The organism is Streptomyces rubellomurinus (genome assembly GCF_000961885.1).
Taxonomy (GTDB): Bacteria; Actinomycetota; Actinomycetes; order Streptomycetales; family Streptomycetaceae; genus Kitasatospora; species Kitasatospora rubellomurina.
In genome coordinates this window covers 40728-63616 of sequence record NZ_JZKH01000031.1, presented here as the reverse complement: position 1 = coordinate 63616, position 22889 = coordinate 40728, and the positions used below count along the sequence as shown (strand labels likewise).

The 22889-nt window shown below is 73.6% G+C and carries 24 protein-coding genes; 1 reads left to right on the top strand and 23 read right to left on the bottom strand.

The annotated features are described in order from the left end of the window. Positions 1-68: 68 nt before the first annotated feature. Positions 69-776 (bottom strand): GntR family transcriptional regulator, encoded by a 708-nt coding sequence (locus VM95_RS17095; protein WP_045697570.1) that lies wholly within the window; start codon positions 774-776, stop codon positions 69-71. 226 nt (positions 777-1002) lie between these two features. Between VM95_RS17095 and VM95_RS17090 the strand changes: the two genes are divergently transcribed. Continuing rightward, a complete protein-coding gene (locus VM95_RS17090) occupies positions 1003-1341 on the top strand; it encodes a hypothetical protein (RefSeq protein WP_045697568.1) in 339 nt (112 codons plus the stop codon). A 59-nt stretch (positions 1342-1400) separates the two neighbouring features. Here VM95_RS17090 and VM95_RS17085 read toward each other — a convergent pair whose 3' ends face one another. The 22 genes from VM95_RS17085 to dop all read right to left on the bottom strand — a co-directional run bounded on the left by VM95_RS17085 (position 1401) and on the right by dop (position 22754). Then, on the bottom strand, positions 1401-2369 hold the full coding sequence (locus VM95_RS17085; RefSeq protein WP_341846012.1) for an ornithine cyclodeaminase family protein: 969 nt from the start codon (positions 2367-2369) through the stop codon (positions 1401-1403). Then, positions 2366-3394 carry a proline racemase family protein gene (locus VM95_RS17080; RefSeq protein ID WP_045697566.1) on the bottom strand — a complete coding sequence of 343 codons (1029 nt, stop codon included), beginning with the start codon at positions 3392-3394 and terminating at the stop codon, positions 2366-2368. Before VM95_RS17080 ends, VM95_RS17085 begins: the two co-directional genes overlap by 4 nt. Continuing rightward, positions 3394-4758: an aldehyde dehydrogenase family protein gene (locus VM95_RS17075; protein WP_078860032.1), complete on the bottom strand. Its 1365-nt coding sequence runs from the start codon at positions 4756-4758 to the stop codon at positions 3394-3396. Before VM95_RS17075 ends, VM95_RS17080 begins: the two co-directional genes overlap by 1 nt. A gap of 52 nt (positions 4759-4810) precedes the next feature. Beyond that, positions 4811-5815 carry a proline racemase family protein gene (locus VM95_RS17070; protein ID WP_045697562.1) on the bottom strand — a complete coding sequence of 335 codons (1005 nt, stop codon included), beginning with the start codon at positions 5813-5815 and terminating at the stop codon, positions 4811-4813. A gap of 149 nt (positions 5816-5964) precedes the next feature. Beyond that, positions 5965-6900 (bottom strand): dihydrodipicolinate synthase family protein, encoded by a 936-nt coding sequence (locus tag VM95_RS17065; protein WP_107072989.1) that lies wholly within the window; start codon positions 6898-6900, stop codon positions 5965-5967. 48 nt (positions 6901-6948) lie between these two features. Then, entirely contained in the window at positions 6949-8382 is a 1434-nt protein-coding gene (locus VM95_RS17060; protein ID WP_045697560.1) for an NAD(P)/FAD-dependent oxidoreductase, read from the bottom strand. Further along, entirely contained in the window at positions 8363-8680 is a 318-nt protein-coding gene (locus VM95_RS17055) for a (2Fe-2S)-binding protein (RefSeq protein WP_045697558.1), read from the bottom strand. Before VM95_RS17055 ends, VM95_RS17060 begins: the two co-directional genes overlap by 20 nt. Positions 8681-8925: 245 nt before the next feature. Further along, complete coding sequence (locus tag VM95_RS17050; RefSeq protein WP_244178818.1) at positions 8926-10089, bottom strand: NAD(P)/FAD-dependent oxidoreductase; 1164 nt, start codon at positions 10087-10089, stop codon at positions 8926-8928. A gap of 168 nt (positions 10090-10257) precedes the next feature. After that, a complete protein-coding gene (tatC, locus tag VM95_RS17045; protein WP_244178817.1) occupies positions 10258-11205 on the bottom strand; it encodes a twin-arginine translocase subunit TatC in 948 nt (315 codons plus the stop codon). A 98-nt stretch (positions 11206-11303) separates the two neighbouring features. Next, positions 11304-11603 carry a Sec-independent protein translocase subunit TatA gene (gene tatA, locus VM95_RS17040; RefSeq protein ID WP_045697553.1) on the bottom strand — a complete coding sequence of 100 codons (300 nt, stop codon included), beginning with the start codon at positions 11601-11603 and terminating at the stop codon, positions 11304-11306. A 190-nt stretch (positions 11604-11793) separates the two neighbouring features. Continuing rightward, positions 11794-11979, bottom strand: a complete 186-nt coding sequence (locus VM95_RS17035) for a hypothetical protein (protein WP_045697550.1) — start codon at positions 11977-11979, stop codon at positions 11794-11796. Positions 11980-12024: 45 nt separating this feature from the next. After that, entirely contained in the window at positions 12025-12231 is a 207-nt protein-coding gene (locus VM95_RS17030; RefSeq protein ID WP_244178816.1) for a hypothetical protein, read from the bottom strand. Positions 12232-12258: 27 nt separating this feature from the next. Beyond that, positions 12259-13185: a helix-turn-helix transcriptional regulator gene (locus VM95_RS17025; protein ID WP_208615472.1), complete on the bottom strand. Its 927-nt coding sequence runs from the start codon at positions 13183-13185 to the stop codon at positions 12259-12261. 26 nt (positions 13186-13211) lie between these two features. Then, positions 13212-14189: a helix-turn-helix transcriptional regulator gene (locus VM95_RS17020; protein ID WP_045697543.1), complete on the bottom strand. Its 978-nt coding sequence runs from the start codon at positions 14187-14189 to the stop codon at positions 13212-13214. Between the two features lie 188 nt (positions 14190-14377). Further along, entirely contained in the window at positions 14378-14755 is a 378-nt protein-coding gene (locus VM95_RS17015) for an FKBP-type peptidyl-prolyl cis-trans isomerase (RefSeq protein ID WP_045697631.1), read from the bottom strand. Between the two features lie 182 nt (positions 14756-14937). Beyond that, positions 14938-16260, bottom strand: a complete 1323-nt coding sequence (locus VM95_RS17010; RefSeq protein ID WP_052707414.1) for an FKBP-type peptidyl-prolyl cis-trans isomerase — start codon at positions 16258-16260, stop codon at positions 14938-14940. Between the two features lie 208 nt (positions 16261-16468). Next, on the bottom strand, positions 16469-17458 hold the full coding sequence (locus VM95_RS17005; protein ID WP_052706590.1) for an FKBP-type peptidyl-prolyl cis-trans isomerase: 990 nt from the start codon (positions 17456-17458) through the stop codon (positions 16469-16471). Positions 17459-17581: 123 nt separating this feature from the next. Then, positions 17582-18943, bottom strand: coding sequence for a Pup--protein ligase (pafA, locus tag VM95_RS17000; protein WP_045697542.1), 1362 nt, complete (start codon positions 18941-18943; stop codon positions 17582-17584). Positions 18944-19056: 113 nt separating this feature from the next. Next, positions 19057-19815 carry a proteasome subunit alpha gene (gene prcA / locus VM95_RS16995; protein WP_045697540.1) on the bottom strand — a complete coding sequence of 253 codons (759 nt, stop codon included), beginning with the start codon at positions 19813-19815 and terminating at the stop codon, positions 19057-19059. 31 nt (positions 19816-19846) lie between these two features. After that, the gene (gene prcB, locus VM95_RS16990; protein ID WP_045697539.1) at positions 19847-20689 is read right to left on the bottom strand and encodes a proteasome subunit beta; all 843 of its coding nucleotides are present in this window, start codon (positions 20687-20689) and stop codon (positions 19847-19849) included. A gap of 161 nt (positions 20690-20850) precedes the next feature. Beyond that, entirely contained in the window at positions 20851-21069 is a 219-nt protein-coding gene (locus VM95_RS16985; protein ID WP_031069167.1) for a ubiquitin-like protein Pup, read from the bottom strand. Positions 21070-21242: 173 nt separating this feature from the next. Then, positions 21243-22754 (bottom strand): depupylase/deamidase Dop, encoded by a 1512-nt coding sequence (gene dop, locus VM95_RS16980; protein ID WP_045697537.1) that lies wholly within the window; start codon positions 22752-22754, stop codon positions 21243-21245. Positions 22755-22889: the final 135 nt, after the last annotated feature.

The following is a 22889-nucleotide window of genomic DNA, read 5'->3' as shown; positions in this document are numbered from 1 at the left end:
CATCGGAGAGCGCGAGCGCTTTCCGACGCCCGATTCCCACTCTTCACCCGAACGAGTGGTTTAGCCCCCTACCGGGCGCGCAGGCGCAGGCTGGTGCGGTCCTCCGCCGCCTCCTCCTGGCCGGCCCACAGCGACCGCACGTGGCTCAGGTGCCGCGTCATGCACGCCTCGGCCGCGTCCGCGTCGCCGGCGATCATCAGGTCCAGCAGCTCCAGGTGCTCCTGCGCCGAGGAGACCAGCTCGCCGCGCTCGTCGAGCCGGGTGAGCCCGTACAGCCGGGAGCGCTTGCGCAGGTCGCCGACCACGTCCACCAGCCGCGCGTTGCCCGCGAGCCCCAGCAGGTCGAGGTGGAACTGCCGGTCCGCCTCCAGGTACCCGATGAGGTCGTGCTTGCGGGCGGCCGCCACGATCGCCTCGGCCTGCGGCCGCAGCCGCTCCAGCTGCTCCTTGCTCGCCGTGCGGGCGACCCGGCCCACGGTCGGGACCTCGATGAGCGCGCGGATCTCGGTGTAGTCGTCGAGGTCGCGCTCGGTGAGCTCGGTGACCCGGAAGCCCTTGTTGCGGACGGCCTCGACCAGCCCCTCCCGGGCGAGGTCGAGCATGGCCTCGCGCACCGGGGTCGCCGAGACGCCGAAGTCGGCGGCGAGGGCGGGCGCGGAGTAGACGACGCCGGGGCGCAGTTCGCCGGAGATCAGGGCCGCCCGGAGCGCGTGGGCGACCTGGTCGCGAAGCCGCTCCTGGACAGAGATCAGGGTGCGGGGTTTGAGGTCGGCCATGGTGTTCCTCCGGGTGGGTGCAGAACACCAGTGTACAATGTCACGTTACGGTGCGTACGCAACGGCCCACGATCCGGACCCACGATCCGAGGCCACGATCCGGCCCCCCGTCCGGCCGCCGCGCCAGCCATCGTGGCAGCGGCCGGCCGCCACGCACAACGGCCGGCCGCACACGATCTGCGCCCCGAGCCCGCCAGACCGTCCGACCATCCGCCGGAGCAGCACGTTGAGCATCGAGATCGCCCTCTTCGACGGCCACCCCAAGCAGCACCGCCGCCCCGGCCCGGCCCGGATGCTGCACCTGTCCACCGACCACGGCCCCGCCCTCGCCGCGGCGCTGGCGGAGCACGTCGGCCCGGCCGCCGACCGCCGCCTCGGCCGGATCGACCCCTACGGCGACACCCTGTTCAACGAGCAGGACGCGGGCGCCGCCTTCGAGGAGGCCACCGCCCTGCTCGCCCGCTGCACCACCGAGGAGCACCGAGCAGCCGTCCGCGACCTGCGCAACCTGCTCGCCATCTGCTCGGCCACGCCCGGCAGTTGGCTCGCCTTCTCCGGCGACTGAGCCGGAGAAGGCGAGCCCGGGACCGAGCCCGGGACCGAGCCCGGGACCGAGCCGACGAGCTAGCCGGAGACCACGCCCGTCAGCGACCCGGCACCCGCCCCCCGCCGGTACACCTCCGCCGCCACCGCCAGGTCCTCCCAGGCCATCCCGACGCTCTTGAAGAACCGCGGCCGCCCCTCCGGCACCGCCGCGTCGCCCCGCACCAGCTCGGCGAGGTTCCACAGCTGCCGCCCGCCGACGCCCGCCATCAGCAGGTCCCCGGCCTCCCGGGCCGCCACCGCCCGGGCCTCCACGTACAGTTCGGCCCGCCGGACCAGCTGCTCGTCCACCTCCCGGGCCCCCGGCTCGTGCGAGCCGACCGCCGCCACCGCCGCGTGCCCGGGCACCGCCGCACCGTCGAACAGCGGCGTGCGCGCGGTGGTGCAGCACACCACCACGTCCGCCGAGCCGACGGCCTCCGGCGTACCCGCCGACGCCGTCAGCCCGAGCCGCCGCCCGTACGCGGCCAGCTCCTCGGCCCGCCCCGCGTCGCGCCCGACCACGGTGAGCCGCCGCAGCGGCCGGACGGCGAGCAGCGCGTCCAGGTGCCCGTACGCCTGCGGCCCGGAGCCGAACAGCACCAGGTGCTCCGCCTCCGGCACCGCCAGCCGCCGCAGCGCGGCCGCCGTGACGGCCGGGGTGCGCAGCGCGGTGAGCGCCGCGCCGTCGAGCAGGGCGAGCGGCTGCAGGGTGGGGCCGTCGAGCAGCAGGTAGCTGCCGGTGATCCGGGGCAGGCCGCGCGCGGGGTTGGCGGGCGCGACCCCGGCGATCTTGACGCCGGCGTACGGCCCGGCGGCGGCCGGCATCATCAGCAGTTCCCCGGCCGGCACCGGTACGGCCGACCGGGCGGGCGCCGCCTCCGGGTCGAACCCGTCCCGCAGCGCCCGCTCGATCGCCCCCACCGCCTCGGCGGGCCCGACCCCGCCGGTGCCCGGTACGGCGTACTGGAGCGGCGCAACCGCCGTACCGGGCAGCTCGGTCGCCGTCACAGCAGGAACCCCGCCGCCAGCTCGTCCCCCGCCTCCAGGACGAACCCGTGCTCGCCCGTCCGGTACGCCGTGCCGGTGACCTCGGTGACGACGCCCGCGCCCAGCGGGTCGCCCCCGGCGAGCACCCGCCCGTCGAACACCGTCCCGATGATCGACTCGTGGCGCAGCCGCTCCCCCGGCGCGAGCCGCCCTTCGGCGGCGAGCACGGCGAGCCGGGCGGAGGTGCCGGAGCCGCAGGGCGAGCGGTCGATCTGCCCGTCCGCGAAGACGGTGACGTTCCGCTGGTTCACCCCGCCGTCCGCCGCGGGCAGGTCGTCGTGGAGGATCACCCCGTAGACCCCGGACAGCCGCGGGTCCGCCGCGTTCGCCACCGCCGCCGAGCCGGCCAGCGCCGCCCTGATCTCCCGCCCCGCGGCGGTGAGTTCGGGCAGCTGCGCCGGTTCGACGGCGAGCCCGAGGGCGGCCGCAGGCACCGAGGCGTAGCACGCCCCGGAGTGCGCCACGGCGACCTCCACCACACCCCGGGAGGTCTCCACCGGCAGCTTGAGCTCGGCGACCCGGGTGGGCACGTTCCGGAAGGTGACGCCCACGGTACGGCCGCCGGCCCGGTGCACCAGCGCGGTGACCCGCCCGGACGGCACGTCGATCCGCACCGGCGCCACACCGTCCGCCGGCGCCGCGACCAGCCCGGAGTCGACGGCCCAGGCACCGAGCGCGATGGTGCCGTGGCCGCAGGCCGTCGAGTAGCCGTCCTTGTGCCAGAACAGCACGCCCAGGTGCGCCCCGTCGTCGTCCGGCGGCACCAGGAACCCGCCGTACATCCCGGCGTGCCCGCGCGGTTCCTGAACCAACAGCCGCCTTACGGTGTCCAGTTCGCCGGGCCGGGGCGCGGTCGCGGTGCCGCCGGAGCCGAGCGCGATGGCCCGCCGTTCGGCGACGGTGTCGCCGGGGATCGGCGGCAGGCCTTCCAGCACGATCCGGAACGGCTCACCGGCCGTGTGGTAGTCGACGGTGCGCACGAACATCAGGCACCCCCGCCGGGCAGCACGCTGATCGTCCGGCTCGCGGTGTAGAACTCCAGGGCCGCGCGGCCCTGTTCGCGCTCACCGTGGCTCGCGCCCTTGGCGCCGCCGAAGGGCAGGTGGAAGTCGACGCCGCTGGAGGGGGCGTTGACCCGGATCATGCCCGCGTCCAGCCGGTCGGCGGCGGCCAGGGCCGCGTCCAGGCCGCGGGTGTGCACGGAGGTGGCGAGGCTGTGCGGGGTGTCGTTGGCGAGCGCGATGGCCTGGTCGAGGTCGGCGGCCGCGTGCAGGACGGCGATCGGGCCGAAGAACTCCTCGCTGGCCAGCGGGTGTTCGGCCGGCACGTCGGCGAGCAGGGTCGGTTCGACGTACCAGCCGGGCCGCTCGGGCACCCCGCCGCCGGCGAGCACGCGCGCCCCGGCCGCCACGGCGGTGGCGACGGCGCCGGTCAGCCGGTCCCGCGCGGCGGCGTTGATCACCGGCCCGCACACCGCGTCGTCGACCGCCGCCAGGGCCTTGACCAGCGCCTCCCGCAGCGGCTCGTACGCGGCGCCGACCGCGATCACCCGGCTGGTGGCGGTGCACTTCTGCCCGGCGTACCCGGCGATGGCGGCGGCGATGTGCGCGGCCGCCAGCTCCACGTCCGCGTCCGGCAGCACCAACGCGGCGTTCAGCCCGCCGAGTTCGGCCTGCACCGGCACGCCGCGCCCGGTGGCGGCGCGCACCACGGCCCGGCCGACGCCGGTCGAGCCGGTGAAGGAGACCACGTCGGCGCTCGCCACCAGGGCCTCGCCCTCCTCCGCCCCGCCCGGCAGCACGGCGAACGCCTCGGCCGGCAGCCCGGTCTGAACAGCCAGCTCCGCGAGCCGCAGCGCGCACGCGGTCGCCTCGGGCGCCGGCTTGAGAACGACCGTGTTGCCCACCGCGAGCGCCGGCGCCGCCTTCCAGGTCGGGATCGCCAGCGGGAAGTTCCACGGCGTGATCAGCCCGGCCACCCCGTACGGGCGGCGCCGGGTGAGCAGCAGCCCGGGCCCGCCGGCGGTCTCGTGCACCTCCCCGCCGGGCGCGTACGGCGCCTGCGCGTAGTAGCGCCAGATCGCCGCCGTGCGGGCGACCTCGCCGCGCGCCTCGGCGAGCGGCTTGCCGACCTCGCGGACGATCAGCGCGGCCAGTTCGTCGGCGTGCGCGTCGACGGCGTCGGCGATCCGGCCGAGCGCCGCCGAGCGGGCGCCCGCGCCGGCCGCGAGCCAGTCGCGCTGCGCGGTCCGGGCGCGTGCGACGGACTCCCGCACGGCCTCGGCGCCGAGCCCTTCGACGGCGATCACGAGGTCGCTCGGATCGGCGGGGTTGTACGAGGAGATGATCACAACTGCCAGCCCTTCAAAGGTCGTTCAGCGCCGTTCGAGGATGCGGCGCGGCTCAGAGCAGGAACCCCGCCGGGAACGGGTCGCTCGGGTCGAGGAAGTACTGGGCCGTCCCGGTGACCCAGGCCCGCCCGGTGACGGTGGGCACGACGGCGGGCCGCCCGGCCACCTCGGTCTCCTCGACGAGCCGCCCGGTGAAGGTCGTCCCGATGAAGGAGTCGTTGCGGAAGTCCCGCCCGAGCGGGAGTTCGCCGCGGGCGTGCAGCTGCGCCATCCGCGCCGAGGTGCCGGTGCCGCACGGCGAGCGGTCGAACCAGCCGGGGTGGATGGCCATCGCGTGCCGGGAGTGCTCGGCGGTGGAGCCGGGGGCGAGCAGCTGGACGTGGTGGCAGCTGTGGATGGACGGGTTCTCCGGGTGGACGGGCCGGTCCGGGCCGGCGTTGATCGCGGCCATCAGCGCGAGTCCGGCGTCCAGGATCTCCTGCTTGCGCTCGCGCTCGAACGGCAGCCCGAACTCGGCGAGCGGCAGGATGGCGTAGAAGTTGCCGCCGTACGCGAGGTCGTAGCCGATCGTGCCGTAGCCCGGCACCTCGACCTTGCGGTCCAGGGCGACGGAGTAGGAGGCCACGTTGCGGATGGTCACGGCCTTGGCCGCGCCGTCCTCGACCTGCACCTCGGCGATCACCAGCCCGGCGGGGGTGTCCAGACGCACGGTCGTCACCGGCTCGACCACCGGCACCATCCCGGTCTCGACCAGCACCGTGGCCACCCCGATGGTGCCGTGCCCGCACATCGGCAGCAGGCCGGAGACCTCGATGTAGAGCACGCCGAAGTCGGCGTCGGGCCGGGTGGGCGGCTGCAGGATGGCGCCGCTCATCGCGGCGTGGCCGCGCGGCTCGTACATCAGCAGCGTGCGGAAGTGGTCCAGGTGCTGCTGGAAGTGCACCCGGCGCTCGGCCATGGTGGCACCGGGGATGACACCGAACCCTCCGGTGATGACCCGGGTCGGCATGCCCTCGGTGTGCGAGTCGACGGCGTGGAACACATGACGGCTGCGCATGACGCACAACTCCCGTGGGGTGATGGGTCGGTTGGGTCGGGCCGGGCCGCCCCCGCGGCCGGCCGTTCGGGTCCGGTCCGGCCGCCGCCGCAGCCGGTCGGTGAGGTCCGACCCGGCTGCCCCCGCAGCCGGTCGGAGCGGTCCTGGGATCAGGCCAGGCCCTCGGCGAGCGCCTTCTCGGTCGCGGCGCGGACGGCGGCCTCGATCTCCGGCGTCAGCGGCAGGCGCGGCGGGCGGACCGGACCGCCGGGGCGCCCGGCGATGTCCATGGAGAGCTTGATGGCCTGGACGAACTCGGTCTTGGAGTCCCAACGCAGCAGCGAGTGCAGCGACTTGTAGAGCGGCAGCGCCGTCTCCAGGTCGTGCGCGACGGCGGCGCGGTACAGCTCGACGGAGGCCTCCGGCAGCGCGTTCGGGTACCCGGCGATCCAGCCGACGGCACCGGCCAGCGCGAGCTCCAGCAGCACGTCGTCGGCGCCGATCAGCAGGTCCAGCCCCGGCGCCAGCTCGGCGAGCTCGTACGCCCGCCGGACGTCCCCGCTGAACTCCTTGACCGCGACGATCGAGCCCTCGCGGTGCAGTTCGGCGAGCAGGGAGGGCACCAGGTCGACCTTGGTGTCGATCGGGTTGTTGTACGCGACGATCGGCAGCCCGGCCTTCGCGACCTCGGCGTAGTGGGCCCGCACGGCGTCCCGGTCGGCCCGGTAGGCGTTGGGCGGCAGCAGCAGGACGGAGCCGGCGCCGGCCTCGGCGGCCTGCTCGGCCCAGCGGCGGGACTCGGCGCTGCCGTATGCGGCGACGCCGGGCATGACCCGGGAGCCGTCACCGGCCGCCTCGACCGCCACCTCGACGACGCGGGCGCGCTCCTCGGCGGTGAGGGTCTGGTACTCGCCGAGCGAGCCGTTGGGGACGACGCCGTCGCAGCCCGAGTCGATCAGCCAGCGGACGTGCTCGGCGTAGGCGTCGTAGTCGACGGAGAGGTCCGGGCGCAGCGGGATCGCGGTGGCGACCATGATGCCGCGCCAGGGGCGGGTGGTGTCGTGTGGGGTGTGGGACACGGTGTTCTCCTTGGTGAGGTGTGACATTTTATTCGTGGGGAAGGGTCGGAGACAAGAGCCCCCGACCCGGAGGATTTACGCGTCGGGCTCCCCGGCTGCCAGCTGCGAGAGCGGCACCGGGCATCCGAACGGCCGCCGGTCCGGACCGGCGGCACCGACCCCGGCCCCGGACTCCGACGCGGCGGAGCCGGATCCGGCGGACAGGCAGGCCACCGCCGGCCCGCACATCCGCCCCTGGCACCAGCCCATCCCGGCCCGGGTGAGCAGCTTCACCGTGCGCGGGTCGCCCGCGCCCAGCTCCTCCACCGCCTCCCGCACCTTCGCGACCGGCACCTCCTCGCACCGGCACACGTCGGTGTCGGGGCGCAGCCAGCCCGTCCAGCCCGGTCCGGGCCGGTGGGCGGCCGCCATCAGGTCCGCGAAGGCCCGCAGCCGGGCCCGCCGGCGCCGCAGCGACCGCTTCGGCTCGGCCCCGGCGAGGTCGTGCGCGGCCAGCTCGCCCTCGGCGATCGCGAGGTCCGCGCCGCCGACGCCGTTGGTCTCCCCCGCCGACCAGAGGCCGGGCACGCTGGTGCGCATGCCCGCGTCGACGGCCAGCGCGACGGCGCCGTCCGGCCCGGCCAGGGTGTCCGCGCCGAGTTCGGTGGCCAGGTCGATCTGCGGCAGCAGCCCGTGGCCGACCGCGATCGCGTCGCAGTCGATCCGCCGCTCGGTGCCGGGCTTCGGCCGCCAGTCGGCGTCCAGCCGGGCCACCGTGACGCCGGTGACCCGGTCGGTCCCGTGCGCCTCGACGACGGCGCTGCGCAGCCGCGGCCGGACCCGGTGGCGCAGCAGCGCGGTGCCGTGCCCGGCGCCCTCCACGAGCTTGGCGGGGACGGCCGCCACCACGTGCGGGCGCCGGGCGTACGCGAGGTAGCCGGTGGCCTCGACCACGGCCGGCACCCGGGCCCCGGCGGTGACCAGCGAGGACGCCGCCGCGAGCAGCAGCGGCCCGCTGCCGGCCACCACGATCCGCTGCCCGGGCAGCACCAGCCCGGACTTCAGCATGGCCTGCGCGCCGCCCGCGGTGACCACCCCGGGCAGGGTCCAGCCGGGGAACGGCAGCTGCCGCTCGTACGCGCCGGTGGCGAGCAGCACCGCCCGCGCCCGGACGGCGACCCGGTCCCCGGCGTCCGGCCCGCGGGTGGCGTGCACGGTGAAGCCCTCGTCGGTGCGCTCCAGCGCCCAGACGTGGTGGCCGCCCCGGAACTCGACCCGTCCGGCCCGCTCGTGCTCGGCCAGCCGCTCGGCCAGCCCGGTGTAGACGGACCAGCCGTGGTGCAGCCGGTCGGGCCGGGCGGCGCCGAGGCCGGGCGCGGGGTGCCGGTAGTACTGCCCGCCCGTGCTGTGCCCGCCGTCCAGCAGGACACAGCGCTTCCCGAGGTCGGCGGCGGTGACGGCGCCGGCCAGCCCGCCCGGACCGGCACCGATCACCACCAGGTCGAGGAACTCATACGGCGAGGTCGGCACGGCCGTGGCCCTCCTGGGTGGTGACGACGGTGCCCGGCTCGGCGGGCACCAGGCAGGTGCGCTGGTTGGCCCGGCCGTCGACGGTGGCCAGGCAGTCGAAGCAGGCGCCGATGCCGCAGAACACCCCGCGCGGCCGCCCGCCGAAGCGGGTGGTGCGCCAGGCGAGCACGCCGTCCGCCCAGAGCGCGGCGGCGATCGACTGCCCGGACAGCGCGGGCACGGCCCGGCCGTCGAACACGATGTGGTGGGCGGGCCCGGGCTCGGCCCCGACCAGCCCGGCGGGGGTGCGGCGACGCATCGGCGGCTTCTCCAATCTGATGATCTGACGGCTCTGACAGCACTGACAGCACTGACAGCACTGACAGCACTGACGACACTGACGGACCAAGCGCTGGTCCAGCACGGATTCAGCACGGATCCAGCACGGATCCGGGACACCTCCGAAGCGGCCCCACGACGCCTCCGCGACGCCCGCGGAACGCCTCCGGCACGGCCCGGGACGGACCCGGGGGCGCACCCGGACCACCCCGGGCCAGGGGCCCCTCAGGCGGCCTCGCGGAACCGGTCCGGCCGGAACGGCGCGAGGTCCAGCTCGGGCCGCTTCCCGGCCAGCTGCTCGCTGATCAGCAGCCCGGTGGCCGGGGCCAGCCCGATGCCGGCCCCCTCGTGCCCGCAGGCGTGGTACAGCCCGGGCACCCGGGGGTCCTCGCCGATGGCCGGCAGGTGGTCCGGCAGGTACGGGCGGAAGCCCCGGTAGAACCGCATCACGGTGACGTCCTCCAGCACCGGGAACAGCGCCGCGGCCTGGCCGGCCAGCCGCCGCAGCACCTCCTGGGACATCGTGCGGTCGAAGCCGACGCGCTCCCGGCTGGCGCCGATCAGCACCGGCCCGCCGGGGGTGCCCTCCACCACGGCGGAGGTCTGCAGCGCGGCCGAGCCGCTGGCGACGTCGGCCACGTAGTCGGCGGCGTAGACCTTGTGCCGGACGATCCGCGGCAGCGGCTCGGTGACCAGCACGAAGCCGCGCCTGGGCAGCACCGGCAGGTGCACGCCGGCCAGCGCGGCCAGCTCGCCGCCCCACGTCCCGGCCGCGTTGACGACGGCGGGGGCGAGCAGTTCGCGGTGCGCCGTGCGCACGCCGCGCACGGCGCCGTCCGGCCCCCGCTCGACGGAGGTGACGGCCTCGCCGGTGATCAGCACGGCGCCGAGCCGGCGGGCCTCGCGCAGCAGGTGGGCGGCCGCGAGGGCGGGCTGGACCTGGGCGTCCTGCGGGTAGTGGAAGCCGCCGGCGAGCCCGGGGGCCAGGTGCGGTTCCAGCTCGCGCAGCCGCTCGCCGGGGACCTCCTCGGCCGTCACCCCGGCGTGGCCCTGCTCGGCGGCGAAGGTGCGCAGCGCGTCCTGCCCGGCCTCGGTGGCGGCGACGACGAGGCCGCCCTTGGGCTCGTACTCGGCCTCGGGGCCGAGCTGCTCGGCGAGGTCGCGCCAGAGCCGGGTGCTCAGCAGGGCGAGGTCGAGTTCGGGCCCGGGCTCCTTGTCGGAGACCAGCAGGTTGCCCTCGCCGGCGCCGGTGGTCCCGCCGGACACCGGTCCGCGGTCGACGACGGCGACGGCGAGCCCGGCGCGGGCGGCGTAGTAGGCGCAGGCCGCGCCGACGACGCCGGCGCCGACCACGACGGCGTCCAAGGGGGGTCTCTGGCTCTTCAGCACGCCAGTAATATGTCACATGCCATCGACGGTGCCAAGAGCGCCCCGCACCCGGACCGCCCCCGCCGCGCGAAGCACCCCGCAGCGCGAAGTACCCCCAGCACGAAGAACCCCGGCCCGCCGCGTCGAGCGGCGGACCGGGGCCCACGATCAGGAACGCCTACCGGCGGCTCAGGTGATGTCGTCCATCTGCTCCCGGCGCGCGCCCGGCACCGGCGCCGGGCTCGCCACCGGCGCGCCGGAGGCCCGGACCACCTCCGCGCCCTCGACCGCCTGCACGCTGAGGTCCAGGTGCGAGGCCTCCTCGTCGTCCAGGTCCGCGTCCGGGTTCCGGCGCCGCTTGCGCCGGTCGTTGAGCAGCGCGATGCCCACCGCGATGAAGTACAGCCCCCAGATCGGCGCGGCCAGCGCCAGCATGCTCACCGGGTCGGCGCTCGGCATCGCGAAGGCCGCGAACACGGTGATCGCCATGATCATCCCGCGCCACCAGCCCAGCAGCCGCTTGCCGGTGACCATGCCGACCATGTTCATCATCACGAGCAGCAGCGGGAACTCGAAGGCCAGGCCGAAGACCAGCACCATCCGCGTCGCGACGTCGAAGTAGTCGTTCGGCGGCAGGATCGGCGTGGTCTTGTCCGGGGTGAAGCTGACCAGGACCTCGACGGTCGTCGGCAGCACCAGGAAGGCCACGCCCACGCCCGCCAGGAACAGCGGCGCCCCGCAGGCCATGAAGATGACGGTGTACTTCTTCTCGTGCCGGTGCAGACCGGGCGCCACGAACGCCCACACCTGCCAGAGCCAGACCGGCACCGCACCCACCACACCGGTCGTCAGCGCCACCTGGAGCATCCACGTGAATCCTGAGGTCAGACCGATGTTCGAGACCTGCGCGCACTTGCCGTGGTAGTGCGCCTGCTCCTCCGGGGTGTTGCACTGCGGCAGCGGCTTGAGCAGGAACGTCTCGATCTGCTTGTGGAAGATCAGGGCGACGATGGCGATCACCACGATCGCCAGGACCGACTTGATCACCCGGTTGCGCAGTTCCCGCAGGTGGTCGGCGAGGGCCATCCGCCCCTCAGGATTCTTGGGCGCCTTCGACGCCTTGGAGAGCTTGCTCAACCCCGGTCCTCAGATCGTGCGTAGAGGCCCGCCGGTCGACGGGCCTCCGTGGTCGCGGACATCGCGCGCGCGGCGGACGTCACGTGCGGGCGCCGCGCTCAGTGCGGGCGGTCGCCCTCGGGCCCGGCCACCGGACGGGCGGTGCCCGTGGCGCCCGGCGCGGACTGGATCACCCGACCGCCACCCGACGCCGTACCACCCGCGCCGGCGCCGCCCTCGACGCCCGCCGGCGGCGGCGCGGCCGTCTCCTCGCCGTCCGTGCGCATCGCCTTGGCCTCGCTCTTCAGGATCCGCAGCGACTGTCCGAGCGAGCGTGCCAGCTCGGGCAGCCGCTTGGCTCCGAACAGCACGACGGCGAACACCACGACCACCACGATCGCGGTCATCGAGACGCGCATGCACGACCACCTTCAGTCATGGCGGCCCGGCGGGCCGTCCGCGCGGATGGTAACCGCTGCGGATGACGCCCCGACGACGGCCGCCCGAACGGGACGGCGGCCCCCGACAGGCGTCACGGGGACCAGCTGAGAGCGTAACCCGCCCTCACACCCGCGCAGCAGCCCCCGTACGGCGGATGCCCCGGCCGTGCTATCGGGCGGCGGCCACCGCGGCCGAGTCGGCCAGCTCGCCCGCCGCCTCGGTCAGCGCCCGCGAGGCCTCGTCCACGCCCTTGGCCAGCACCCGCACGTCCAGCCACAGCCGGATCGCGAGGAGCCCGAGGACCAGCAGGCCCGCGGTGGCGAGCAGGACGGCGGCGACCAGCATCCAGGACATGCGCCCCACCCTATACGGGCCGCCCGCACCCCCGCCGAGCAGGCGCTACCCCTCCGCCGGGACGAGCCGCATGGTGCGCACCCCCGCCTCGGTCAGCGCCTCGACGATCTTCTCCCCGGCCGGCTTGCGCACCGCCGCCCCGCAGCGCGGGCAGCCGAAGCTGTAGTGCGCCTGGGCCGGGGTGCGGCCCAGGGTCAGCCGGAACTCCTCGGCCGGGAGCTCCACCTTCTCCCGGCACTCGGAGCAGTACACCTTGAATCTGGTCCCGGCTTCCACCGCTCAGACCCGCCCCTCCCCGTACGCGGCCAGCGCCTCCGCCGCCGCCGAGCGCGCCTGCTCGGCCAGCTCGGGCGGCGACACGATCCGCCCGTCCCGGCCCAGCCGCAGCGCCAGCGGGCGCAGCTGGGAGGGGTCGGCGCTGCGCAGGGTGATCCGCAGCCCGCCGTCCGGCAGTTCCTCGGCCTTGTCGTGGGTGTAGTACTCGGCCACCCAGCGCCCGCCGGAGGAGACCTCGACGACGACCTCCGGGTCGTCCGCGGCCGGGTTGACCAGCCCGCCGCTCAGGTCGCGCGGCTCACGCCGGGGCGGGTCGGCCGGGACGTCCAGCACGCGGATCTCGGCGACCCGGTCGAGCCGGAACATCCGGTGGTCCTCCGAGGTGCGGCACCAGGCCTCCAGGTAGGTGTGCCCCTCGGTGAGCAGCCGGATGGGGTCGACCTCCCGCTCGGTCATCCCGCCGCGCCCGTGCGAGTAGTAGCGCAGCCAGAGCCGCCGGCCCTCGCTGAGCGCGCGGTCGATGTCGGCGAAGACGTGGCTCTCCGCCTCGAAGGTCACGCCGACCCGGGCGCTGCTCTCGGCGCTCTCCCCGGCCGCGTTCTCGATCTTGGCGACGGCCCGGGTGAGCGCCTCGCGGTCGCCGGCCCGCAGCCCGGGCAGCCCGGCCACCGCGCGGGCGGCCACCAGCAGCGCGGTGGCCTCGTCGGCGGCCAGCCGCAGCGGCTGGGCGACGTCGTCCACGTTGTGCCACCAGATCCGCTCGCCGTCGGTGTCGATGTCGAGCAGGTCGCCGCCGCGGAAGCTGGTGCCGCACATCGGCAGCACGTTGAGGTCCCCGATCAGCTCGCGCTCGGAGATCCCGAACGCGCGGGCCACCTCGGCCACCTCGGCCCCGGGCCGCTCCCGCAGGTAGGTCACCAGCGACAGCATCCGCCGCGTCTGGTCGATCGCGTTGCTCACGCGCCTTCTCCCTCAGCAATCCCCGCGACCGCCCGCAGTCGGTCGACCACATCCGCCCGCAGCTCCTCCGGCCCGAGCACCAGCACGTCCGGCCCGAACTCCGCCAGGTCGGCGCCCAGCCCGTTGCCGTACGGGATCTCCAGCTCGTCCCAGGTCTCGTCGACCCGCTCGCTGGCCAGCGCCTTGGTGCGCAGCGGGAAGCCCGCGCCCCGGCGGACCCGCACGGTCGCCGTCGCGGTGGCCCCCTCCCCGGCGAACTTGGCCACGGTGGCGCGGACGTCGACGTGCTCGGGCACCGCCTGCGCGAAGGCGCCGCCCTTCGCCCGCACCTTGCCGGTGATCCGGCTGAGCCGGAACACCCGGGCGTCGCCGCGGTCGCGGTCGTACCCGGCCAGGTACCAGTGCCCGCGCCAGCACTCCAGCGCCCACGGCTCGACGGTGCGCTGCTCGACGGCGGCCGCGCCGGCCTTGCGGTACTCGAAGGTGACCGGGCGGCGGTCCCGGGCGGCGGTGAGCAGCGGCTCGAACGCGGCCTCCCGGGCGGGGATCCGCGGCTCCAGCGCGGTACGGCCGCCGGCCTCGGCGAACGGCACCCCGGCCGCGCGCAGCTTCTGCAGCGCGCCGCTGGCCGCGCCGGACATCTTGGCCTGCTGCCAGACCCGGGCGGCCAGGGTCAGCGCGGCGGCCTCCTCGGCGTCCAGCGCGATCTCGGGCAGCCGGTTGCGGTCCGCGCGGGCCAGGTAGCCCAGCTCGCCGTCCAGCGCGTTCTCGTCGACGTCGATCACCAGGCCGAGCTCGCGCAGGTCGTCCTTGTCCCGCTCGAACATCCGGTTGAAGGCGTCCTCGCTGCTGTGCTGCCAGGCCTCGCGGTACGCCTCGATGGATTCCCGCAGCTCCTTCTTGGAGAGCGGACGTCTGGTGTTCATCAGGCACAGGGCGAGATTCATCAGCCGCTCTGCCTTGGCGATCGCCATCGCTGACCCTTCCGGTGTGCCGCGCCGCGCGCGGGGTGCGCCAACCGGGCGATCCACACCCGGCGGGACCGACCGTACCGGTAGCGGTACGCACTGCAAAAGCCGCGTCCGCAACAGCGTCCCCGGAGGCCCCGGACACGCCCGTGGGCCGGGCCCCCGGAGGGGTCCGGCCCACGGCTGGAGCAGGCTCAGACGGCCAGCAGGTCGACCACGAAGATCAGGGTCGAGTGCGGCGGGATGAGCGGCGACGGCGACTGGGCGCCGTACGCCATCGTCGACGGGATGGTCAGCTCGCGGCGGCCGCCGACCTTCATGCCGACGACGCCCTTGTCCCAGCCCTGGATGACCCGGCCGGCGCCGAGCGGGAAGCGGAACTCGTTGGGGCTCCGGTTCCAGCTCGCGTCGAACTCCTCGCCGGTCTCGAAGGTCACGCCGACGTAGCGGACGCTGACGACCTGGCCCTCCTTGGCCTCCTCGCCGTCGCCCACGACGATGTCGCGGATCTGCAGCTTGGTCGGAGCGTCACCGATCGGGAAGTCGATCTCGGGCTTCTCGTTGAGGTTCACGGTCACTGGGTCCCTCTTCTCACGTTCGCAATTCCAGACACGACCAAGCGGCGGGCGCCCGCACCCGGTCCGCCCCGACCTCGTCGGGGCGGACCACGATACGGGCGCCCGCCGCCCGTCCGGGCCCGGCCACGCGGCCGGACCCGAAGGTCACACGCACACCATTGTCACCCGAAAGTGGATCAGCCCTGACCGGCGTCCAGGATGTCCACCACGAAGACCAGCGTCGAGCCGGGCGGGATGTCGCCCTGGCCCTTGTCCCCGTAGGCCAGCGCGGCCGGGATGACCAGCTCGACCCGGCTGCCCACGGTCTGGCCGGCCAGCCCCTGGTCCCAGCCCTGGATGACCTGGCCGCCGCCGACCGGGAAGGAGAACGCCTGGCCCTTGCTCAGCGAGGAGTCGAAGACCTTGCCGTCCTTGAACAGCGCGCCGGTGTACTGGACGACGACCTTCTCGCCCTTCTCCACCGCCGGGCCGGTGCCCTTGATCAGGACGTGGCTCCTCAGCTCGGTCGGGTCCTTGGCGCCGGCCACCGGGGTGATCTCGGCCGGCTTCTTGCCGTTGTCCTTGACCTGCGGGAAGTCCGCCGGCGGCGGGGTGACGGTGCCGCTGACCACCGCGTCGGGCGCGTTGGTGTTGCGGATGTCGATCACGAAGACCAGGTCGTCCTTGGCACCGATCGACATGTCGGCCTTGCCCTGGGCGCCGAACGCGGCGGCCGGCGGGGCCACCACCAGCACCCGGGAGCCGGCCTTCTTCCCGACCACGGCCTGGTCCAGCGCCGGGATCAGCGCGTCCGAGCCGGCCTGGAAGATCTGCGGCTTGCCGCTGTTGTCGTACGAGCTCGGGATGTCCTTGCCGGTGGTCCAGTCCTTGGCGGTGTAGTCCACCGAGGTCCAGTTGCCCTTCTCCACCTTGGCACCGCTGCCCTCGGAGAGGACCTTGACCACGAAGGAGCCGTCCGACTTGTCGCCGGGCACCTGGATCTCGGCCTTCTTGCCGAAGTCGCCGGTGATCGTCGGCAGCACCTTGGCGTCGTCCTTGATCGGCGGCACCGGGTCGGCGGTGGGGGTCGGCGGCGCGGTCTTCACCGCGTCCGGCTTGGCGGCCGAGGGGCTGCTGTCCTTGGACCCGCCGTCCTTGTTCACCAGGTAGAGCGTCACCGCGCTGCCGGCCAGCAGCACGGCCAGCACCGTGCCGAGGATCACGCCGAGCCGGCCCACACCGGGCGGGTTCTCGTCGTAGCCGGCCTCGGAGAGCTCGGCCCGGCGCACCGTGGAGGCGAAGATCTGCGGGGTGTCGTCGTCGGTCCTGGTCCCGCCACCGGCCGCGGCCGGCCGCTCGCCGGGCTGCGCCCAGCCGGCCTGCTGCGCCAGGATCGACGGCGGAACGACGATCGACTCGCGATCGCCCGCGACCGCGCCGCCGGGACGCGAGGCGGCCGGGTCACCCGCAGAGCTGTCGGCGGTGCCGGCCCCGCCCGGGCTCGGCGTCTTCTCAGTCATGACTCCCCATCCATCTCGCCACGAGGTCTTCCAGATCCGGACCCGGCGTGGTGAGCGCCGGGCTGCCGTCGCACCGCCCGCCCCGGACCTTCGCGCCGGGCGGCGCCTGCCACAGTGCGAGGGGCAGTATGACAGCTCAGGATGAGGACGGACGCGTCGTTGTTGTACGAGCGTCCGCCCAAGAGTACGGAATCCCCGGGCCGAGTTCCTAGACCGCTTCCAGAATGTCGATCACGAAGACCAGCGTGGAGTTCGCCGGCACCGCCCCCTGCGCCTGGTCCTTGTACCCCTGCGCGGGCGGCACCACCAGCAGCACCCGGCTGCCCACGGCCTGCCCCACCAGGCCCTTGTCCCAGCCCTCGATCACGCTGCCGGTGCCGATCTGCACGGCCTGCGCGCCGCCGTGCGTCCAGGAGGCGTCGAACTGCTGGCCGTTGCTCCACAGCACCCCGGTGTACTGCACCACCAGGGTCTGCCCGCTCTTGACCTGCTTGCCCTCGCCCTTGATCAGCACCGCCTGCTGGAGGTCGGTCGGCGCGGCCTGCCCGGTCGGGACGGTGATCGTCGTCGCCGCCTTGCCGTTGTCCTTGACCTGCGGCAGGGTCGCGGCCGGCTCGGTCATGTTCCCGGTCAGCGTGGAGTCCTGCGGCAGGCTCTCCACGATGTCCAGCACGAACACCACGGTGTCGCCCTTGGCCACCCCGAGTTGCTCGGAGCCCGAGTCGCCGAAGGCGGCGGCCGGCGGGGCCACCACCAGCAGCCGGCTGCCGACCTTCTTGCCGATCACGCTCTGGTCGAGCGCCGGCACCAGCTGCCCACTGCCCGCCTGGTAGAGCTGCGGCTTGCCGCTCGGGTCGTACGAACTGGGCAGGTCCTTGCCGGTGGTCCAGTCCTTCGCCGTGTAGTTGACCGTCACCCAGTCGCCCTTGGCGACCGCCGCGCGATCGCCCTCGCTCACCGTGTTCACCACGAACTGCCCGCCGGGCTGGGCGCCTTCGGGGATCGTGATGGTCGCCTTGCTCCCGAACCCGCCGCCCGACAGGGTCGGCATCGGCGACGCCTCGTTGACCGGAGCGGGCACGGTCGGGGGCGCGCTCGCCGCGGACGGCGTCGCCGGGGAGGCCGCCTTGGGCGAGCTGCTGCAGGCGACCGCGAGCAGCAGCGGCAGGGTGAGAAGCAAACCGGCGGTGCGGCGCACGGTGGTCCTAACTGTCGATCGAAGTCGGCTCTCCAGACTCGACGGACAGCGTATGCCCGGCACGCGTCCGGCCCCGGTAGACACCACCGGGGCCGGACCGCACCTTGATCACGAACGCGCGGGCTACATCCCCGCGATCAGCTTCTCCACCCGCTCGTCCACCGAACGGAACGGGTCCTTGCAGAGCACCGTCCGCTGCGCCTGGTCGTTCAGCTTCAGGTGCACCCAGTCCACCGTGAAGTCCCGCCGCTGCTCCTGCGCCCGGCGGATGAAGTCCCCGCGCAGCCGGGCCCGGGTGGTCTGCGGCGGCACCGACTTCGCCTCGAAGGTCTTCAGGTCGGTGGTCACCCGCCGCGCCTGCCCCTTGCCCTGGAGCAGGTAGAACAGGCCGCGCCGGCGGTGGATGTCGTGGTACGCGAGGTCGATCTGCGCCACCCGCGGGTTGGACATGCTCATCTGGTGCTTCTCGCGGTAGCGCTCGATGAGCTTGTACTTCATGATCCAGTCGATCTCGGTGGCCACCCCGTCCAGCCGCTCGGTGCGGACGGCCTCCAGGGTGCGGCCCCACAGGTCGAGGACCTGCGCGACGGTGCCGGTGTTGAGGCCCTTGCGGTCGGCGAACTCCAGGGCCTTGCTGTAGTACTCCTCCTGGATGTCCAGCGCGCTGGCCTCGCGGCCGTTGGCGAGCCGCACCTGGTGGGTGCCGGTGAGGTCGTGGCTGACCTCGCGGATCGCCCGGATCGGGTTCTCCAGGGTGAGATCGCGCATCACCACGCCGGCCTCGATCAGCCGCAGCACCAGGTCGGTGGCGCCGACCTTGAGCAGCGTGGTGGTCTCGGACATGTTGGAGTCGCCGACGATCACGTGCAGCCGGCGGTAGCGCTCGGCGTCCGCGTGCGGCTCGTCCCGGGTGTTGATGATCGGGCGGGAGCGGGTGGTGGCGGAGCTGACGCCCTCCCAGATGTGCTCGGCCCGCTGGCTGACGCAGTACACCGCGCCGCGCGGGGTCTGCAGCACCTTGCCCGCGCCGCAGATCAGCTGCCGGGTGACCAGGAACGGGATCAGCACGTCCGCGATCCGGGAGAACTCGCCGTGCCGGGCCACCAGGTAGTTCTCGTGGCAACCGTAGGAGTTCCCGGCCGAGTCGGTGTTGTTCTTGAAGAGGTAGACGTCGCCGGCGATGCCCTCCTCGTGCAGTCGCCGCTCGGCGTCCACCAGCAGGCCTTCGAGGATCCGCTCGCCGGCCTTGTCGTGGGTCACGAGCTCGACGACGTCGTCGCACTCGGGGGTGGCGTACTCGGGGTGCGAGCCGACGTCGAGGTAGAGCCGGGCGCCGTTGCGCAGGAAGACGTTGCTGCTTCGGCCCCAGGAGACGACCCGGCGGAACAGGTACCGCGCCACCTCGTCCGGCGACAGCCGTCGCTGCCCGCGGAACGTGCAGGTCACGCCGTACTCGTTCTCCAGCCCGAAAATCCGGCGGTCCATGAGCACTCCTTTGCTTGTGGAGCTGTCCGAAACCGCCTCCACGACGACTGGGCCGCCGCAGGGGCACCGGAGTCCCGCACGGCGGTCGCGCCGCCGCACGGGACTCCGCCGTACTACTCGCCGGCCGGCGGGGTGGCCGCCGGCTCCTCGTCGTCCGCCTCGGCGGACTGGTCCCCGTCGAGCAACCGGCCGAGCTGGTTGCCCAGGATCCGCTTGAACTTGCGCTGCTGGAACCGCTGGCGGTCGAGGACGGCCACCTCCAGCTGCTCCGGCGTGAGGGTGCGCGGGCTGCCCCCGTTGGGGTCGCGGGCGAGCGAGTCCACGGCGACCCTGACCGCCTCGGTCAGGCTCAGCCCCGCGCGGTGGCGCTGGCCCAGGTAGTTGCCGATGGAGTCGGCGTTGCCGCCGACCACCACGTAGTTCTTCTCGTCGACGACCGAGCCGTCCGGGGTGAGCCGGTAGATCTGGTCCTGGTCGACGCCGCGGCCGACCTCGGCCACGATCAGCTCGACCTCGTACGGCTTCTCGCCGACCGAGGAGAAGATGGTGCCCAGGGTCTGGGCGTAGACGTTGGCGAGCCCGCGGGCGGTGACGTCGGCCCGGTCGTAGGAGTAGCCGCGCAGGTCGGCGTAGCGGACGCCGCCGATGCGCAGGTTCTCGAACTCGTTGTAGCGGCCGACCGCCGCGAAGGCGATCTTGTCGTAGATCTCGGAGACCTTGTGCAGCGCCCGCGAGGTGTTCTCGGCGACGAAGACGATGCCGTCGGCGTAGGTGAGCACGACCACGCTGCGGCCGCGCGCGATGCCCTTGCGGGCGTACTCCGCGCGGTCCGCCATGGCCTGCTGGGGCGAGACGTAGAACGGTGTCGACACCGGCGGTCGTCCCTTCCTGGTGAGGTGATGGCTAGATCAGCGGGGCCTGCGGGCCGTTCGGACGGGCCAGGCGCTCGTCCGTGATGGCGACGGCGATCTCGGCGACCTCCGCCTCGGTGAGCCGGCGGAAGCCGTCCTCGGTGATCAGCGAGACGATCGGGTAGATCTTGCGGGCGAGGTCCGGGCCGCCGGTGGCGGAGTCGTCGTCGGCCGCGTCGTACAGCGCCTGGACGACCAGGGTGGCGGCCTGCTCGGCCGTCAGGTCCTCGCGGTAGAGCTTCTTCAGGGAGCCGCGGGCGAAGACCGAGCCGGAGCCGGTGGCCGCGAAGCCCCGCTCCTCCGAACGCCCGCCGGTGACGTCGTAGTTGAAGATCCGGCCGCGGCCCCGGTCGAGGTCGTAGCCGGCGAACATCGGGACGACGGCCAGGCCCTGCATCGCCATGCCGAGGTTGCCCCGGATCATGGTGGTGAGGCGGTTGGCCTTGCCCTCCAGGGAGAGCGTGGTGCCCTCGATCTTCTCGTAGTGCTCCAGCTCCAGCTGGAACAGCCGGACCATCTCGACCGCGAGGCCGGCGGTGCCGGCGATGCCGACCGCGCTGTACTCGTCGGCCGGGAACACCTTCTCGATGTCGCGCTGGGCGATCACGTTGCCCATCGTCGCCCGGCGGTCACCCGCGATCACCACGCCGCCGTCGAAGACCGCGGCGACGATCGTGGTCCCGTGCGGGGCCTCGACCACGGTGCCCGCGGGGAGCCCGCCGTGGCCCGGCAGGAGCTCCGGCTTGTGCTCGGCGAGGAAGTCGAGGAACGAGGACGACCCCGGGGTCAGGAAGGCAGCCGGTAGACGCCCGGTGCCGCGAGTGTTGGCTTCCACACGATTCCTTCCAGGTAGCTTGAAGCGCACGCTGCCCGCACCCTACCGGCCGACGATCATCGTCCACGCTCGGAGGGGCCGGTGCCGGACGGCCGGGCGGACGGCGCCGCCCGGCCGCGTTCGACGGTCGCGACCGTGAATTCCGGAATTCCGGGGAGGGGCTACTGCCCGCCCTTCTGAACGAATCCGCGGACGAAATCCTCCGCATTCGACTCGAGCACCTCGTCGATTTCGTCCAGTACCGCGTCGACGTCGTCGCTCAGCTTTTCCTGGCGCTCCTTGAGGTCGTCGGAATTCTGGGTTTCCGCGGCCTGTTCCTCGACCTCCTCGGAGGAGCGGTTCGCCCGCTGCTGGCCGCCGCCGGTGTCCTTGCTCGCCATTTCCCTCACCCCGCTCGATTCGTCTGGCACGGTTCGATCGGTGCTGCTGCACCGACCCTATACACAAGGTGCGACTGCTGCTCCCGGTTCACCGGTGGCGCTTCCTGTCCAACACCCGCTGCCACCCCGGATGATTCCCATTCGGCGGACGTTCACCCGTGGTGATCGAAAAGTTACCCGCCGGCCAGGACGCGGAGCAGGTCCTCCGCGGTGCGGCAGCGGTCCAGCAGCTCCTTGACGTGGTTGCGGGTGCCGCGCAGCGGCTCCAGCGTGGGCACCCGCTGCAGCGAGTCCCGGCCCGGCAGGTCGAAGATCACCGAGTCCCAGGAGGCCGCCGCGACGTGCTCGGCGTACTGGTCGAGGCAGCGCCCGCGGAAGTACGCCCGGGTGTCCTCCGGGGGCTGCGTGACGGCCCGCTCGACCTCCTCCTCGGTGACCAGCCGCTCGAAGCGGCCGCGGGCCACCAGGCGGTTGTAGAGGCCCTTCTCGGCCCGTACGTCGCTGTACTGGAGGTCGACCAGGTGCAGCCGCGGGTTGTCCCACTCCAGGGCGTCCCGGCTGCGGTAGCCCTCCAGGATCTCCCGCTTGGCGATCCAGTCCAGCTGCCGGGAGAGCGACATCGGGTCGCGCTCCAGCCGCCCGAGGACGTCCTCCCAGCGGGCCAGCACGTCCACGGTCTGCTCGTCGGCGTCGGTGCCGAAGCGGTCCTCGACGTACTTGCGGGCCAGCTCGAAGTACTCCAGCTGGAGCTGGACGGCGGTGAGCTTGCGCCCGTTGCGCAGGGTGATCAGGTGCTTGAGGTCCGGGTCGTGGGAGACCCGGTGCAGGGTGCGCACCGGCTGGTCGACGGCGAGGTCGGAGGCGATGAAGGAGTCCTCGATCATCGACAGGACCAGCGAGGTGGTGCCCAGCTTGAGGTAGGTGGAGATCTCGGAGAGGTTGGCGTCCCCGATGATCACGTGCAGCCGGCGGTACTTCTCGGCGTCCGCGTGCGGCTCGTCCCGGGTGTTGATGATCGGCCGCTTGAGGGTGGTCTCCAGGCCGACCTCGACCTCGAAGTAGTCCGCCCGCTGACTGATCTGGAAGCCGTGCGCCGAGCCGTCCTGGCCGATGCCGACCCGGCCGGCGCCGGTCATCACCTGGCGGGAGACGAAGAACGGGGTGAGGTGGCGGACGATGTCGGCGAACGGCGTCGCCCGCTTCATCAGGTAGTTCTCGTGGGTGCCGTAGGAGGCGCCCTTGTTGTCGGTGTTGTTCTTGTACAGGTGGATGGTCTGCCCGTTGGGCAGCTCCAGCGCGCGCCGCGCGGCGGCCGCCATGATCCGTTCGCCGGCCTTGTCCCAGAGCACGGCGTCGCGCGGGTTGGTCACCTCGGGCGAGCTGTACTCGGGGTGCGCGTGGTCCACGTAGAACCGGGCCCCGTTGGTCAGGATGACGTTGGCGAGGCCGATGTCCTCGTCGGTCAGCTGGCTGGCGTCCGCCACCTCCCGCGCGAGGTCGAAGCCCCGCGCGTCGCGCAGCGGGTTCTCCTCCTCGAAGTCCCAGCGGGCCCGCCGTGCCCGGTGCATCGCCGCCGCGTACGCGTTGACGATCTGGGACGAGGTGAGCATGGCGTTGGCGTTGGGGTGCCCGGGCACGGAGATCCCGTACTCGGTCTCGATGCCCATCACGCGCCGTACGGTCATGCGGCCCTCCTTGCCTGGTGTCCCGCCCCCACGGACGGAACACGCCGACGTCCCGCTGAACAACACCGGCGCCGGCGCTCCTCTGCCCGCGAACGGTGGGTCGAGCCTAGAACCCGGCGCCGGACGGCGGGCCCC

What these genes read in the sequence shown, in the direction of transcription:
- VM95_RS17095 (WP_045697570.1), bottom strand. Translation starts at nt 776, where the DNA reads ATGGCCGACCTCAAACCCCGCACCCTGATCTCTGTCCAGGAGCGGCTT.
- VM95_RS17080 (WP_045697566.1), bottom strand. Translation starts at nt 3,394, where the DNA reads ATGTTCGTGCGCACCGTCGACTACCACACGGCCGGTGAGCCGTTCCGG.
- VM95_RS17070 (WP_045697562.1), bottom strand. Translation starts at nt 5,815, where the DNA reads ATGCGCAGCCGTCATGTGTTCCACGCCGTCGACTCGCACACCGAGGGC.
- VM95_RS17065 (WP_107072989.1), bottom strand. Translation starts at nt 6,900, where the DNA reads ATGTCACACCTCACCAAGGAGAACACCGTGTCCCACACCCCACACGAC.
- VM95_RS17055 (WP_045697558.1), bottom strand. Translation starts at nt 8,680, where the DNA reads ATGCGTCGCCGCACCCCCGCCGGGCTGGTCGGGGCCGAGCCCGGGCCC.
- tatA (WP_045697553.1), bottom strand. Translation starts at nt 11,603, where the DNA reads ATGCGCGTCTCGATGACCGCGATCGTGGTGGTCGTGGTGTTCGCCGTC.
- VM95_RS17035 (WP_045697550.1), bottom strand. Translation starts at nt 11,979, where the DNA reads ATGTCCTGGATGCTGGTCGCCGCCGTCCTGCTCGCCACCGCGGGCCTG.
- VM95_RS17025 (WP_208615472.1), bottom strand. Translation starts at nt 13,185, where the DNA reads ATGCTGTCGCTGGTGACCTACCTGCGGGAGCGGCCCGGGGCCGAGGTG.
- VM95_RS17020 (WP_045697543.1), bottom strand. Translation starts at nt 14,189, where the DNA reads ATGGCGATCGCCAAGGCAGAGCGGCTGATGAATCTCGCCCTGTGCCTG.
- VM95_RS17010 (WP_052707414.1), bottom strand. Translation starts at nt 16,260, where the DNA reads ATGACTGAGAAGACGCCGAGCCCGGGCGGGGCCGGCACCGCCGACAGC.
- pafA (WP_045697542.1), bottom strand. Translation starts at nt 18,943, where the DNA reads ATGGACCGCCGGATTTTCGGGCTGGAGAACGAGTACGGCGTGACCTGC.
- VM95_RS16985 (WP_031069167.1), bottom strand. Translation starts at nt 21,069, where the DNA reads ATGGCGAGCAAGGACACCGGCGGCGGCCAGCAGCGGGCGAACCGCTCC.
- dop (WP_045697537.1), bottom strand. Translation starts at nt 22,754, where the DNA reads ATGACCGTACGGCGCGTGATGGGCATCGAGACCGAGTACGGGATCTCC.